Raw genomic sequence first — 14691 nt, 5'->3', positions numbered from 1 at the left:
GGGCCGCTGCACCACGCTGCTGCCCTAATGCCACACAAGGTTAGCGGCCCCGCGCCCGGCCCGAAACAAAAAGTGACGAAAGGCCCGGAAAATGGGACGAACCGCTACCGGGCCGTACCAACCAGTAATGGCGCGCTAGCCAAAAGCCCCTGGCCGAAGCCGGCTTAGCCTCAAACAGCAGCGCCCCCACCTGCAGGCAGGTAGGGGCGCTACGCACGGGTGCCGCGCGGTATAGCTGTTCAGGCAAAGCCAATACCCACGAACCGGGCGAGGCCTTGGGCCGCTACAAATCATTCGGCTGCGGTAGCGAACGTCGTCGGGAAGCCAGGTGCCCAACGCGCAATTGCGTTTTGAATTGATGTGCTAGCGCAAGGCCGAGTGGTGCGTTTGCTGCAGCAGCAGTTGCGTGCGGCTGCCTAGGTGCTGCGCTATGTGGTGGGCGCGCTGGGCCTGAGCAACTGCTTTAGCCGCGGGCGTGGCAGCGTGCACGCGCACTGCAAGGCTGAGCATGAGCATCAGGGCCAAAGCGAGGTAGTAGCGAAAGTTTTTCATGGCTGCTGCGGAGCAAGGCGTTAGGAGCAAGAACCTCGGGTGGCTTTGCCTGCCCGATTGAATGCTCAAACCTATCCTTCGCGGTTTGCTTGCGCCGTCGATTTATGCCGATGTAATGCTTATCTATCTGAACAGCGGGTTCGTCTTATTGGCCAGCGCGGGGCATTGGGTGTGCTTGGGGCAAGCCCTGCGGAACGGCAACGGATACGGCATGGTAGCCGGGGCTGAACGTTGCGGGCGTGCCAAGCCCCGGCGCTCAAAACGCCCTTGCCGACCTAGGGGTAAGTACGGATCTAAGCTTCCGCAGAAGCACGGAAATATCGGTTGCAGCCTGGCTCAACAATAACCCAGGCCCGCATGCCCTGCGTAAGCCCGCATTCCGGTAGGTGGTTATCCACCCGGCTTCAACCACATCCATCTTCAACCACAGCACCTCGTTATGAAAAAAGTAATTGTACTGGCGGCTATGTTCGCCGCAGGCTTTGCTGCGCAGGCCCAAACCACTACGGGCGGCACTACGTCGGGTGGCACCACCAGCGGCTCTACTACCATGAGCACCAGCGGCAGCACTTCGGGCTCCACAACCATGGGCACCACCACTTCGGGCACCACCAGCGGCACCACCGGCACTACGTCGGGCTCTACCAGCGGCTCGGGCACCATGAGCACCAGCGGCTCGGGCACGGGTACCACGTCGGGCACCATGGGCACCACAAGCGGCACTACCTCGGGCTCGATGGGCCAAGGCTCGACCACCAACGGCACGGTACGCGGCCAGGGCCGCGCCAACAGCTCGCAGAAGGGCACCCGCACCAAAACCAAGAGTAACCGCAGCCGCTCCACCTCGAGCACCTCGGGCTCGCGCATGTAGCATTACCCGCCAAGCCATTTTAGCAGGAGCCTGTGCCATTGGTGCAGGCTCCTTTGCGTTTGGGAGCTGGTGGCCACCTAGGGAAAGCCAAGCAGGACAGGGCAAAGTTCTACCTTCGCTACCTCCCACCCACATTCCTCCCACCCATGAAAGAGTTGCGCAAGCAAGCCGAGCTAAACGGCCGGCCGCTAAAGCCCGAAAGCCTGATGATGAGCTACGGCTTTCGGCCCGAATGGAGCGAGGGCGCCATTAAATGCCCCATTTTTCAAACCTCCACGTTCGTGTTCAAGAACGCCGAAGAAGGCAAAGCCTTTTTCGAGCTGGCCTACGGCCTGCGCCAGCCCGCGCCCGAAGAGGAAATGGGCCTGATTTACTCGCGCCTCAACAACCCCTCGCTCGAAATCCTGGAAGACCGCCTCACGCTGTGGGACGGCGCCGAAGACGCTGCCTCGTTTGCCTCGGGCATGGCCGCCATCAGCACCTCGCTGCTGGCCCTGCTAAAACCCGGCGACGTGGTGCTGCACTCCGAGCCCGTGTACGGCGGCACCGATTTCTTCCTGAAAAACGTGCTGCCGCGCTTTGGCATTACGGCCGAAGGCTTTTCGCCCACCTTACCGGCCGAAGCGCTGCAAGCCCGTGCCGCCGCCCTAGGTGATAAACTGGCCGTGCTGTACGTGGAGACGCCCGCCAACCCCACCAACCACCTCGTTGACCTCGACGCCTGCGTGGCGGCCGCCAAGCTGGCTGGCACCGCCGAGCGCCCCTGCCGCGTGGTGGTCGATAACACCTTCCTGGGGCCCGTGTTTCAGCACCCGTTGCGCCACGGCGCCGATTTGGTGCTGTACTCGGCTACCAAGTTCCTGGGCGGGCACTCCGACCTCATTGCCGGTGCCGCCCTAGGTTCGAAAGCCCTGATGAAGGAGGTACGGGCCATGCGCACCTTTATGGGCAGTATGTGCGACCCCAACACCGGCTGGATGCTGATGCGCAGCCTCGAAACCCTGAAGCTGCGCATGGAGCGGGCCGCCCAGTCGGCGCGCGTAGTGGCCGATTGGCTGCGCCAGCACCCGCAGGTTACGCGCACTTACTACCTGGGCCATCTGGAGCACGACGCCGCGCAGCAGGACATTTACCAGCGCCAGTGCCTTTCGCCGGGCTCCATGATTTCGTTTGACATTGCCGGCGGCGAGGCCGAGGCGTTCCGCTTCCTCAACCGCTTGCAGCTTATTAAGCTGGCCGTAAGCCTGGGCGGTACCGAAAGCCTGGCCGAGCACCCTGCCACCATGACGCACTCCGACATTACGCCCGAGCTGCAGCGCGAAATGGGCATCACCGAAAGCATGGTGCGCCTGAGCATTGGCGTGGAAGACCCCGCCGACCTCATTGCCGATTTGGCCCAAGCATTCGGTGATGAAGCCGAGCCCGTTGCCGTGGCCACCACCGCGGCCTACGATGCGGTTATTTAAGTATCCAAGCCCGTAGCCACCTAGGCTACCCGGGCCGGAAAAACCAGAACGTCATTCCGAGCGAAGTCGAGGAATCTCGCGTGCTGACGTCGGATAGCAATTGACTATCTGACCCAACACGCGAGATTCCTCGATAAGCTTGGAGTGACGTTCTTTCTTGGCCGTGCTAGCGCTTTGCGCTTGGAGGCCGTTTGCTTAGTGGTGCGGGGAGGCTAGCGCCCGTTGTTATCGGCTTCCAGCTCGCCGCCCAGGCGCAGCAGCAAAGTGCTCAGCTGCGAAAGACCCACCTTGCGGTCGTCGGGGGCGTGCGGCATAATCTCGGTTACCTGGGCGCCTAGCATGCCCAGGGAGCGGCCAATGGCGGGGCCATCGAGCTGACCGCTGCTGAGGATGGATTGCAGGTTGCCGATTTCGCGGGCAATGTTTTGCAGTTCGGGCTGGCCGCTTTGCAAAAATTGCTGCTGCCAGGCCTCGGTGGTCGTCATGGCTTGGCTGAGGGGCACGGCCGTGAGGCCGCTTTGCAAGGCATGAATGGTATCGGCGAGCAGGTCGGCGTTTTCGTCGGAGGAGGGTTGTTGCATGATTGCGAGATATAGCTTAGTACGAAGTGGCTGAGGGGGTGCGCGGCGCCGTGAGCCGGCCTACGTCGCGCAGAATCGCGCAGGCCTTGTGGGCGCTGGCTTCTTTGTCTTTGATTTCAAGCATGATGTCGGCATCGATGCCGCGCAAATCATCCACGAAAGCCCGGAACAGGTCTTCCTCGATGCTGTTCACGTGCTTGCCTTTCCGCTCGCCCGGCGCCTGCGAGCTGTAGTCGATCATCAGCGGGCCATCTTGCTCGGGGTGCCAGGTGGCGGCGGCCAGCTGCAAGGCCATGGGCATGGGTTCGCCGCTGTTCAGGCACTCGTGGTGGAAATTGTCGAACAGCACCGGCACGCCCACCGTGTCGTAGAGGCGCAGGCACTCTTGCAGGCTGTAGAGGCGGTCGTCGTTCTCGACCACCAGGCGCACCTTCACAGCCTCGGGCAGTAGCTCGTTGTAGGTAGCAATCCAGCGTTTCAGCGCCGATTCTTTGTCGCCGTACACGCCGCCGGCGTGTATCTGGAGCTTGGCCTTGCTGTCGAGGCCCATCAAATCAAGCATCGAGCCCTGGTACACCAATTCGGCCACGCTGCGCTCCACAATGCCGGTATCGGGCGAGTTTAGCACCACAAACTGATCGGGGTGAAACGACACCCGCATATCGTGTTGCTTGATGTAGTCGCCGATGGCCCGAAACTCGGCCGCAAAGCGCTGCTGCCAGGGGTAGGTATTGACGGGGTGCGAGCCGAACGGCACAATGCCCGAGCCAATCCGGAAGAAGCGCAGCTCGTGCTGCACGTTGTACTCCAGAATGCGCTGCAGGCAGGCCAGGTTGTTGGCCACGGCCTGCTCCAGCCGCTCGGCCGAGTACGAAGCCAGCCGAAAGGTGGAGGTAGACGTGCAGTCGAGCGACTCGTTGACGCAAGGATAGCCAATTCTCATAGCTAGGCTTACGCCGGGGCCGCTCCCTAGGTTGGCAAAAGCGCCGGCGCACCTAGGGCCGGCTTGCCCGGGCAGGGGGCGCGCTTACCGCTTAGGTGCCAGGCTGCCGGCGGGCGGCTGCATGGGTTGCGCGGGCAACGCCGGCAAGGTGCGCGGCACCGAAATGGGCACGTACGCGGAGTCGGTTTCTACCTCGTAGCCTTTGTTGATGCGGAAGAGGCGGTTATAGGCGCGGCGCCTGGCCAGCTCGTCGTTGTACTGCTTCTGGGCCTGAATCTCCTCCATCTTGCGGCGTTGCTCCCCCTCGCGCGAAAACTGGTCGTAGATAAAACTTATGGGGTTGGCCAGCGTGGGTACGGGCACCTTAGGCGCCGTTGAGTCGACGGGGAATAGGGGTTTGGGCCGGGGCGGCCGCTTCACCGCGTTGGGCGGGGGCGTGGGCCGCCGAATGTTGCGCAGGGCTTTGTTGATGGTGGCATCGTCGGGGCGGCCTTCGCGAATGGTTACGCCCGTAAGCTGCACGCTGGTGCGCTGCAGCTTTACCTGCACAATCAGCTGCGAGAGGCCCGTGCCACCTAGGGGCATGCGGTACGAGGCGTAGCCGATGGCCCGAAACTCCAGCGTATCGGTGGGCTGCGCCACCAAACTGAACTCGCCCTGCTCGTTGGCCACCACGCCCCGGCGGGTGCGCTGGTTGATAACGGCCGCCCCCGGGATGTCCTGGCGCGTGTCTTTGTCGCTGATGGAGCCCGTAACGCGCACTTGCGTTTGCGCGCTGGCCGGCGCCGCGGCCCACAGGCACAGCAGCACTGCCAAGAGGCCCAGCCACCTCCGCAAAATCAACCGATACAATACCAACGAAATATCCATGCAAGGCTGCAAACAAGCAATCGGCCCGCAATGTATTCAAGCCTCGGGCCAATGAGATAAAAAAAGCCTGCGCCGTTGGCAACGGCGCAGGCTTTTTTGCAAAATCCGGAATTAAGCCAATCGGCTATTCCATTTTTACCTTCTGGCCCTCTTCGGGCTTGTGCTTCACGGTGCCGTCGTCGGCATCCATCTTGGTTTTGTTGTCGGCGGCGTCCTTGATTTTCAGGTCGCCGTCGCGCTGAATTTTCACTTTCACGTCGCCTTCTTTGGTTTTCGTCGAACCCGACATCGAAGCCGAACCCGAGGCGTTTTCGGCGTTCATGTCGCTGCCGCTAGCCATCGAGGTGTTGTCGGTGGTCATGTAGCGGTCCTCAATGTACATGTCGCGGTTCGACTCGTAGGTGGCATACATTTCGGGCTCCGTAAAGATGCCCTTCAGCTCGGTATCCGTGTCAGAGTACACGCGGTTCATTTCGGCGGCCATGCCGGTGGTGTCGGTGGCGTACTTGTTGTGCAGCTCGCCCAGGCGCTTCGAGCGGTTGTAGTACACGGTGCGCACCTTTTGGCGGGTGGCATCGTCGAGCTTCATGTTGGTAGCCAAGTCCTGCGAAATCCGGTCGGCACGGCTGTTGTAGTCGGCGTCGGAGTAGCCGCCCATGGCCGCCGAAGCGTTGCCGGTGGCCGAGGTTTCGGTGGTCGTGGTGGTTTCGGTAGTGGTAGCGGCCGAGTCGGTGTTGTTGTCGCTGCTACACGAGGCCATGGTCAGCGCACCAGCGCAGGCCATTAGCATGAGGGTCTTTTTCATAATCAGGTAAATCAACGGTTAGGGAAGGCACGGCGCCTAGGTGCGTTCCGGAAGAAGCACTTCGGGCACCGTGCACAGCGGCTTATACGCTGCTGCCCAGGTTGCGTTACCTAAGGTTGAGTTTGAGACGGCAGAACTATGCCCGGCGCAGCTCAAACACCGTGATTTCGGGCAGGAAACCCACGCGGCCGGGATAGCCGATAAAGCCCAGGCCGGTGTTTACGTACAGCAGCTGCTTGCCGCGCTCGTACAAGCCCGCCCACTGCCGGTACACGTACTGCACGGGGCTCCACTTAAGGTGCGGCAGGTTCACACCGAACTGCATGCCGTGGGTGTGGCCCGAAAGCGTCAGGTCGATGTCGTTGTACTCGAGCACCTGCGCCTCCCAATGCGAAGGGTCGTGCGAGAGCAGAATTTTGAACGGCACTTCGCCCGAGGCCGCGTGGGTTTTGGCGAGGTTGCCGTACTTGGCAAAGCCGCGCTGGCCCCAGTTCTGCACACCCAAAATGGCAATCTTCTCGCCGTTGCGCTCAATGTGGTGCGTTTCATCAAGCAGCAGGCGCCAGCCAATTTTGGCGTGGTTTTCTTTGATGCGGGCGAGGTTGGCAGCCTTGGCCTCGGCGCCACCAAGGGGGCCCCAGTCCACGTAATCGGAGTAGTCGTGGTTGCCCAGCACCGAGAGCTTGGCCACGCCCGAGGTAATGCCGGCCAGCGTGTCGATGTGCTCCTCCACCTCGTGGGCGAAGTTGTTTACTAGGTCGCCGGTCATTACTACCAGGTCGGCACCCTGCTGATTAATCAGGTTCACGGCCCGGCGCAGCGGCTCTTTCGACTGAAACGAGCCCGTGTGCAGGTCGGAAATCTGCACCATTTTGAAGCCATCGAACGAGGCCGGCAGGTTGGGAAAGCGCAGCGTTACGCGCTTCACGCGGTAATCGGTGGCGCCGCGCACCATGCCGTAAATCAGCGCCACAAACGGGATGCCCGCCGCGAGCAGGGCCATTTTGCTCAGGAACTCGCTGCGCGTAATGGGCGCGCCGCCGGCCGTGGCACCATCGCCCGAGCGGGTAAACAGCCGCGTTGCCCAGCGCCCGAGGCGCACCAGGTCTTCGGGCAGCAAAAACAGCAGCACGATGAGCTTGGCCACCACAAACGCCAGCAGCAAGCCGCCGATGTACGACTTGGAGGCGCTGCTGCCCATGTGGCGCGTGCTCATGGCCCACACGCCGGCAACCCACAGGCCGATGGTAACCAGCCAGTACGCGGTTGTAACCACGCGCCGGGTGTGTTGCGAATACTGCTGCACCAAGGTGCGAATGGCTTGCGAGCCGTACCACTCGGCCACCACCAGCAGCGCCAAAAAGAAAAACGATGAAAACAGACGAGACATATCGAGGCTAACAAACTCCGCGGCGGCCGTTTGGTTGCAGCCGCGCGTCTGTACGTAAGACGGACAAGTTGAAATTTTACTTTACTCCGCCCCTTAACAATAGTGGTGCCGTATGGATTCGATTGACAACGCGACAGAAGACGAAAGCCCGGCGGGCAGCTATCAGGCGCCGGTTAGCTTCAGCATCAAGAGCTGGGCCGAAGAAGACCGCCCCCGCGAAAAGCTGTTGCTGAAAGGCCGCGCCGCGCTGTCGGATGCCGAGCTGATGGCTATTTTGCTGGGTTCGGGCACGGCCAAGCTCTCGGCCGTGGATGTGGCCAAGCTGGTGCTGGCCGCCACCGGCAACGATTTAAACCAGCTGGCCAGGCTCTCGGTGAAGGAGCTGATGCGCCACAAAGGCATTGGCGAGGCCAAAGCCATAACTATTGTGGCAGCCCTCGAGCTGGGCCGCCGCCGCAAAGAAACCGCCGCGGCCGAGCGCACCACCATCACTTGCTCCACCGACATTTACAACCTGGTACGGCCCGCTTTGCAGGATTTGCCGCACGAGGAGTTTTGGGTGATTCTGCTGAACCGCGCCAACGTGGTAATGCGGCAGGAAAAGATCAGCAGCGGCGGCGTGGCCGGCACCGTAGCCGACCCCAAGATGATCTTCAAGCACGCCCTGGAGCAGCTGGCTAGCAGCATTATTCTGGTGCACAACCACCCCAGCGGCAACCGCCAGCCCTCCGCCGCCGATATTGCCCTGACCAAAAAGCTTAAAGAAGCCGGCAAGTTTCTAGACTTGCCCGTGCTCGACCACCTCATCTACACCGACCGCGGCTACTACAGCTTCGCCGACGAGGGCATTTTGTAACTCTTGCAAGCCCTAGGTGCCTCAATCAACTTCGGGCACCTAGGGGCCCCCGGAGCGGGCGCTGCACTGCAGTTGGTCACAAAATCCGGGCAATCCGTCCAATCCGTGTTCATTCGTGGTCTAGCTTTGCAGCATGGCTAAAATTTCGGCGCCCAAAATTTTCCTAGGTCTGGGCTTGCTCATCGTGCTCGGCTACATCTTTTCCGACCTCGTGCTCAGCGACGATCAATACGCGTTTAAGCTGAAGCAGGAGCGCAAGCAGAAAAACGAGCAATTCCGCAGCCACAGCGAATCGCCGCTGCCCGAAGAGCTGCACGAAAACTTCGACAGCCTGCGCTACTACACGCCCAACCGCGAGTGGCGGTTGGTGGCCAAGCTCGAGCGCCTGCCCGAAGGCGACACCATCAGCCTGCCGCTCACCGAAGGCGGCGCCGACAAGTACACCCGCTTTGGCCGCGCCACCTTTGAGGTGAGCGGACAGCCGCAAACCCTTACGCTGCTGAAGCGCGCCAGCAAAACCGACCCCACGCTCTTCGTGCCCTTCACCGACAAAACCAACGGGCGCTCCACCTATGGCGGCGGCCGCTACCTCGATGTAGAAACGCCCGGCGAAAACGACAACCAAGTGGTGCTCGATTTCAACCGCACCTACAACCCGTACTGCGCCTACGGCGACAGCATCGCCTCGTGCCCCATGCCGCCCAAAGAGAACTGGCTGGGTGTGGAAGTGCCGGTAGGGGAGAAGACGTACAAAGAACTGTAGCGCAGTGTAGCGCGGACTTTGTAGTCCGCGTCCCCGGATAGTAATTTATGTTTCTGACCTAGAGCGCGCGGTGTAGCGCGGGCTTTAGCCTGCGTTGGCGTGAACGAGTGGTACCGCGCGGAACTGCCCTGACGCCAGCCGTTCTGGCAAACGCGGGCTAAAGCCCGCGCTACACGCAACGATTGAGTTTACTATCTGTGGACGCGGACTTGCAAAGTCCGCGCTACATCGTGCGGCACCGTTTACCTTTGCTGCCTCAGCCCAAACGGCCACTGGCTACCTAGGCCACAGCCAACTGATTATTATGAAGATTTCCCTCGACTGGCTCCGCACCCTGTTTCCTACTGATAAAACGCCGGCTGAAATTTCGGCTTTGCTTACCAGCACCGGCCTCGAGGTTGAAGGCCTGGAGGAGTTGGAAAGTGTGCCGGGCGGTTTGCAGGGCGTAGTGCTAGGCACGGTGCTCACCTGCCAAAAACACCCCGATGCCGATAAGCTCAGCATTACTACCGTGGACGTAGGCGACGCTAGCCCGCGCAACATCGTGTGCGGAGCGCCCAACGTGGCCGCCGGCCAGCGCGTGGTAGTTGCCCTGGAGGGTGCCGTGCTGCACCCCACCAGCGGCGAGCCGTTCAAAATCAAGAAATCGAAAATCCGCGGTGCGGCTTCGGAAGGCATGATTTGCGCCGAAGATGAAATCGGCCTGGGTACTTCGCACGCCGGCATTATGGTACTCGATACCGACCTGCCCAACGGCACGCCGGCCGCCGAGTACTTCGGCCTGGGTTCCGACCACGTGCTGGAAATCGGCCTGACGCCGAACCGCGCCGATGCTGCTTCGCACTTCGGCGTAGCCCGCGATTTGCGCGCCCTGCTGCGCCAGCCCGTGCAGCTGCCCGATGTTAGCCACTTTCATGCGCCGGTGCAGGCCGAAGGCCAAGCCATCGGCGTGCAGATCGAGGATGCCGAGGCGTGCCCCCGCTATGCTGGCTTGCTGCTCGAAAGCGTACAGGTAGGCCCCTCGCCCGAGTGGATGCAGCGCCGTCTGCGCAGCATTGGCCTGTCGCCCATCAATAACGTCGTCGACGTAACCAACTACGTGCTGCACGAGCTGGGCCAGCCGCTGCACGCCTTCGATGCCGACCAAATTGGCGGCAACGGCATTCGGGTGCGCCGCGCCGCTGCCGGGGAGCAATTCACCACGCTCGATGGCGCCGAGCGCACCCTGAAGGCCGAAGACTTGGTTATTGCCGATGCCCAAGGCCGTGCGCTGGCGCTGGCTGGGGTGTTCGGTGGCAAAACCTCGGGCGTAACCGAGGGTACCACCCGCGTATTTCTCGAAAGTGCCTACTTCGACCCGGCCGTAGCGCGCAAAACCGCTCAAAATCACCAGCTCAAAACCGACGCTTCGTTCCGCTTCGAGCGCGGTACCGACCCGCACATGGTGCCGCTGGCCCTCAAGCGGGCGGCCCTGCTGCTGCAAGAGGTGGCCAGTGCCCGCGTGGCCGCGCCCATTGTCGATGAGTTTCCCACGCACATCGAGCACACCTCGGTGCGCCTGCTGCTGCCGCGCGTCGAGAAGCTCATCGGCCACTACATTGCCTCCGACCGCATTCGTCAGATCCTGACCGATCTGGACATCCTCATTGTGGAGGAAAACGACGTGCACGGCGGGCCCGAGTGGATTGTATCGGTGCCGCCGTACCGCGTGGATGTTACCCGCGAAGCCGATGTGGTGGAGGAAATCCTGCGCATTTACGGCTTCGACCACGTGCCGCTGCGCACCCACAACGCCGCCGATTTCCTGGCCGGCTTCCCGCAGCCCGATGCCGAACTGCTCCGCCGCGACGTGTCGCAGCTGCTCAGCGGCCAGGGCTATTCCGAAATCGTAACGAACTCGCTCGTCAACTCCGATTACTTCGAAACCGCCGAGCAGCCCGCTGCCGATTTGGTGCGCGTGCTGAACTACAACTCGGCCGACCTCGATGTGATGCGCCCCACGCTGCTGCACTCGGGCCTCGAGATTGTGCGCCACAACGTAAACCGCCGCCAGCGCGACCTGAAGCTGTACGAGTTCGGTCGCAGCTACCACCGCCAGCCCGACGGCAGCTACAAAGAGCGCCCCACCCTAGGTATCTTCCTGACGGGCAACTTGCAGGCCGAAAGCTGGCAACAGCCCGACGCCAAAACGGCTTACCACCACCTGGCCGGCGCTGTGCTGCAGGTGCTGCGCAGCCTGGGCCACGCGCAGCCGGGCCAGCAGCCCGTGCAGCACCCCTACCTCAACGGCGGCCTTACGCTGCTGCTGCACAACCAGCCGGTGGTGCACCTAGGCAGCGTGTCGCCGAAAGTGCTGAAGCAGATGGACGTAAACCAGCCCGTGTGGTACGCCGAGCTCGACTGGGCTTGGCTGACCAAGAAGTACCGCGGGGCCCTCACGGTGCAGGAGCTGCCCAAGTTCCCCGAAGTCCGCCGCGATTTGTCGCTGGTTGTCGACCTGGGCGTGACGTTCGAGCAGCTGCGCCAGATTGCCACCAAAGTTGAGAAGAAGCTGCTGCGCGAAGTGAACGTGTTCGACGTGTACCAGGGCGAAAACCTAGGTGCCGGCAAAAAATCGTACTCGCTGAGCTTCCTGCTGCAAGACCCCGAGCGTACGCTCACCGATCAGGCCATCGATCAGGTGATGCAAAAACTCATGACGCAGTTCGAGCAGCAAGCGGGCGCAGTTATCCGGAAATAGGACATAGTAGGTTAGAGCCGTAGCGCCAACTTTCTGGCTTGCGCAGGCGGGGTAGTAAGCTCAGCAATTGAGTGCTACTGTGCTGTGCAGCGCCAAAAGTTGGCGCTACGGCGCTTTACTTACCAGCCCTTTCAAACCGGAAAGGCCCGCAGATCCGCGCAATTCGTTACTTTGCCTCAGAAATTCCCTGATTATGGCCTCCTCGCAACAGCTTGCCCAACTCGACCGATTGGAACGGCAGGTAACCACTTTAGTGGCTGCCTATCAGCAAGTGCGCGAAGAACTGGCCGATGCCCACACCACCATTCAGCAGCTCCAGGCCGAGCTGCGCGACCGGGACAAGCAGCTGCGCGAGCACCAGAACCAGGAAAATATTGTTAAACTTGCTAACACCATAGCTGGCGAACCGGCTACCGCAACCGAGCTAAAACAACGTCTCAACGAATACATCCGCGAACTAGATAAGTGCCTTGCCTATTTGAGGGAGTAACCGCCTAACCCACCCACCCAAAGCACCCGCGACTGTGACCGAATTATCCATTAAAATCCGCATTGCCGACCGCGACTACCCCCTTCGGGTAACGCCGCAGGAAGAGGAACGCCTGCGCCTAGCCGGGCGCATGCTCAACGAGCGGATAAAGGAATTTCGGGAGCAATACGGCATTCAGGACAAGCAAGACTTGCTGGCCATGATTGCGCTTACCACACTGGCCGACCGCATGAAGGCCGTGAAGGAAAAGGATGGTACCGACGCTGCACTAACCGAGCGCCTCTCCCGCCTCGATCAGCTGCTGGCATCGGTGGTACTCGCCTAAGGGCACTGGTACTTGGTATACAGTACTACGTATTTGGTATTAAGAACTCGGACATAACTGTTAGCCCCTCCGGCGGGCATCCGACTACCTAATACCCGATACCCACTACTCGATACCGCTCACGGCCTAGGGCAGACGGCCCGGCCTCCAACTGCCGTTGCGGCAGAACGCTTTGCGCAGGCTATGGTGTTTGTTCCATCCTCCCCAACATCACCATACCATGCCCGAAATAATATACATCGTGCTGGCAGCCGTGGTAGCCCTTGTTGTGGGCTTCTTCATCGGCCGGCAGATGGCAGGCAAAGCCCGGCAAGACGCCGAGGCGCAGGCGCAAGCCCGCGCGCAGGAGCTCTTGCAAGAGGCCGAAGCCAAAGCCAACCGAGTGCGCGAAGAGCGCATTCAGCAAGCCAAAGACAAAGCCCGCCAGATTCGGAACGAGTCTGAGCAGGAGCTGCGTCGGCTGCGCCAAGACGCCGAGCAGGACCTCTCGCAGCGCCGCGAAGTAGTGGTGCAGCAAGAAGCCAGCATCAAGCAGCTAACCCAAGCAACCCAGCGCCAGCTGGAGCAAGTGCAGCGCAAAGAGAAAGAACTCGACACGCTGCGCGAAAAAGTACAGAACGACGCCCAGCGCCAGCAGGAGCGGCTCGAAGCTCAGGAAGAAAAGCGCCGCGCGACCCACGAGCAAGTGCTCGATCAGCTGCGCCAAGACCAAGACGAGGTAGACGAGCAGCGCCACCACTTGCAGCGCCAGCTCGAAGCCATTGCTGGCCTTACAGCCGCCGAAGCCCGCGAGCAGTTGGTTGAATCGCTGAAGAACGAGGCCCAGATTCAGGCTTCGTCGTACATCAAAGACACCGTGGCGCAAGCCCGACTCACAGCTACCAAAGATGCCAAGAAGGTGGTGCTGGAAACCATTCAGCGCACCGCCGCCGAACACGCCATCGAGAACTGCGTGTCGGTGTTCAACATCGAGTCGGACGACGTAAAGGGCAAGATCATCGGCCGCGAAGGCCGTAACATCCGGGCGCTGGAAGCCGCAACCGGCGTCGAAATCATCGTTGATGACACGCCCGAGGCCATCATTATTTCGGGCTTCGACCCAGTGCGCCGCGAAATTGCCCGCCTCTCGCTGCACTTGCTCGTGAAAGACGGCCGCATTCACCCGGCCCGCATCGAGGAGATTGTAGCCAAAACGCGCAAGAACATCGAGGAGGAAATCGTCGAAATCGGCGAGCGTACCATCGTCGACCTGGGCATCCACGGCTTGCACCCCGAGCTGATCAAGATGGTGGGCCGCATGCGCTTCCGCTCGTCGTACGGCCAAAACTTGCTGCAGCACTCGCGCGAAGTAGCCAACCTGTGCGCCACCATGGCCGCCGAGCTGGGCCTGAACGTGAAGCACGCCAAGCGCGCCGGCCTGCTGCACGACATTGGTAAAGTAAGCACCGAGGAGCCCGAGCTGCCCCACGCCATCCTAGGTATGGAGTTGGCCAAGAAGTACAAAGAGCACCCCGACGTGGTAAACGCCATCGGCGCCCACCACGACGAAATCGAGATGACGGCGCTGATTTCGCCCATCGTGCAGGCCTGCGACGCCATCAGCGGTTCGCGCCCCGGCGCCCGCCGCGAAATGATGGAGAGCTACATCAAGCGCCTGAAGCAGCTCGAAGAAACGGCCCACGCCTTCAAAGGCGTAAACCAGTGCTACGCCATCCAGGCGGGCCGCGAGCTGCGCGTGATTGTGGATGCCGACAACGTAACTGACGACCGCGCCCAGGAGCTTTCCAGCGAGATTTCGCAGAAAATCGAGAAGGAAATGCAGTACCCCGGCCAGATTAAGGTGACGGTAATTCGCGAAATGCGCGCCGTGGCCTACGCCAAGTAGGCCCTGGGTAGCCCAAGCCAAAACGCCCGCCGCAACAGCTGTTGCGGCGGGCGTTTGCTTTTTTCGGGTGGCACGGGGGGCGTGTTTCGGCCCGGGCCACCTAGGGCACTGGTTGCCCGGGCCGCGCCGGCGCCCTAGGTGGCCGCGGCGCCGG

14 protein-coding genes are annotated in these 14691 nt (G+C 61.5%); 8 read left to right on the top strand and 6 right to left on the bottom strand.

The window, feature by feature from the left end:
• Positions 1-363: 363 nt before the first annotated feature.
• Positions 364-552 (bottom strand): hypothetical protein, encoded by a 189-nt coding sequence (locus tag D3Y59_RS09830; RefSeq protein WP_119444896.1) that lies wholly within the window; start codon positions 550-552, stop codon positions 364-366.
• A 439-nt stretch (positions 553-991) separates the two neighbouring features.
• On the opposite strand from D3Y59_RS09830, the gene D3Y59_RS18430 reads away from it, so the two are divergent.
• On the top strand, positions 992-1423 hold the full coding sequence (locus tag D3Y59_RS18430) for a hypothetical protein (protein ID WP_205590816.1): 432 nt from the start codon (positions 992-994) through the stop codon (positions 1421-1423).
• Positions 1424-1569: 146 nt separating this feature from the next.
• Entirely contained in the window at positions 1570-2889 is a 1320-nt protein-coding gene (locus D3Y59_RS09820; RefSeq protein WP_119444895.1) for a cystathionine gamma-synthase family protein, read from the top strand.
• Between the two features lie 212 nt (positions 2890-3101).
• Here D3Y59_RS09820 and D3Y59_RS09815 read toward each other — a convergent pair whose 3' ends face one another.
• The 5 genes from D3Y59_RS09815 to D3Y59_RS09795 form a co-directional block, all read right to left on the bottom strand.
• Entirely contained in the window at positions 3102-3470 is a 369-nt protein-coding gene (locus D3Y59_RS09815; RefSeq protein WP_119444894.1) for a hypothetical protein, read from the bottom strand.
• Positions 3471-3486: 16 nt separating this feature from the next.
• Positions 3487-4413, bottom strand: coding sequence for a UV DNA damage repair endonuclease UvsE (gene uvsE, locus D3Y59_RS09810; protein WP_119444893.1), 927 nt, complete (start codon positions 4411-4413; stop codon positions 3487-3489).
• Between the two features lie 84 nt (positions 4414-4497).
• Positions 4498-5283, bottom strand: coding sequence for a carboxypeptidase-like regulatory domain-containing protein (locus tag D3Y59_RS09805; RefSeq protein WP_119444892.1), 786 nt, complete (start codon positions 5281-5283; stop codon positions 4498-4500).
• A 124-nt stretch (positions 5284-5407) separates the two neighbouring features.
• Positions 5408-6088, bottom strand: a complete 681-nt coding sequence (locus tag D3Y59_RS09800) for a hypothetical protein (protein WP_162910671.1) — start codon at positions 6086-6088, stop codon at positions 5408-5410.
• 136 nt (positions 6089-6224) lie between these two features.
• Positions 6225-7478, bottom strand: a complete 1254-nt coding sequence (locus D3Y59_RS09795; protein WP_119444890.1) for a metallophosphoesterase — start codon at positions 7476-7478, stop codon at positions 6225-6227.
• A gap of 112 nt (positions 7479-7590) precedes the next feature.
• On the opposite strand from D3Y59_RS09795, the gene radC reads away from it, so the two are divergent.
• The 6 genes from radC (at position 7591) to rny (ending at position 14537) form a co-directional block, all read left to right on the top strand.
• Positions 7591-8334, top strand: coding sequence for a RadC family protein (radC, locus tag D3Y59_RS09790; protein ID WP_119444889.1), 744 nt, complete (start codon positions 7591-7593; stop codon positions 8332-8334).
• Positions 8335-8467: 133 nt separating this feature from the next.
• Positions 8468-9097, top strand: a complete 630-nt coding sequence (locus D3Y59_RS09785; RefSeq protein WP_119444888.1) for a DUF1684 domain-containing protein — start codon at positions 8468-8470, stop codon at positions 9095-9097.
• A 304-nt stretch (positions 9098-9401) separates the two neighbouring features.
• The gene (gene pheT, locus D3Y59_RS09780; protein ID WP_119444887.1) at positions 9402-11837 is read left to right on the top strand and encodes a phenylalanine--tRNA ligase subunit beta; all 2436 of its coding nucleotides are present in this window, start codon (positions 9402-9404) and stop codon (positions 11835-11837) included.
• Between the two features lie 193 nt (positions 11838-12030).
• Positions 12031-12327: a hypothetical protein gene (locus D3Y59_RS09775; RefSeq protein WP_059067347.1), complete on the top strand. Its 297-nt coding sequence runs from the start codon at positions 12031-12033 to the stop codon at positions 12325-12327.
• A 34-nt stretch (positions 12328-12361) separates the two neighbouring features.
• The gene (locus D3Y59_RS09770; protein ID WP_059067349.1) at positions 12362-12652 is read left to right on the top strand and encodes a cell division protein ZapA; all 291 of its coding nucleotides are present in this window, start codon (positions 12362-12364) and stop codon (positions 12650-12652) included.
• A 220-nt stretch (positions 12653-12872) separates the two neighbouring features.
• Positions 12873-14537: a ribonuclease Y gene (rny, locus tag D3Y59_RS09765; RefSeq protein ID WP_119444886.1), complete on the top strand. Its 1665-nt coding sequence runs from the start codon at positions 12873-12875 to the stop codon at positions 14535-14537.
• Positions 14538-14691: the final 154 nt, after the last annotated feature.

The sequence above is a fragment of the Hymenobacter oligotrophus genome, assembly GCF_003574965.1.
GTDB classification, from domain to species: domain Bacteria; phylum Bacteroidota; class Bacteroidia; order Cytophagales; family Hymenobacteraceae; genus Solirubrum; species Solirubrum oligotrophum.
Note: the sequence above shows the minus strand (reverse complement) of the source record. Positions and strands in the feature narration are given on the sequence as shown.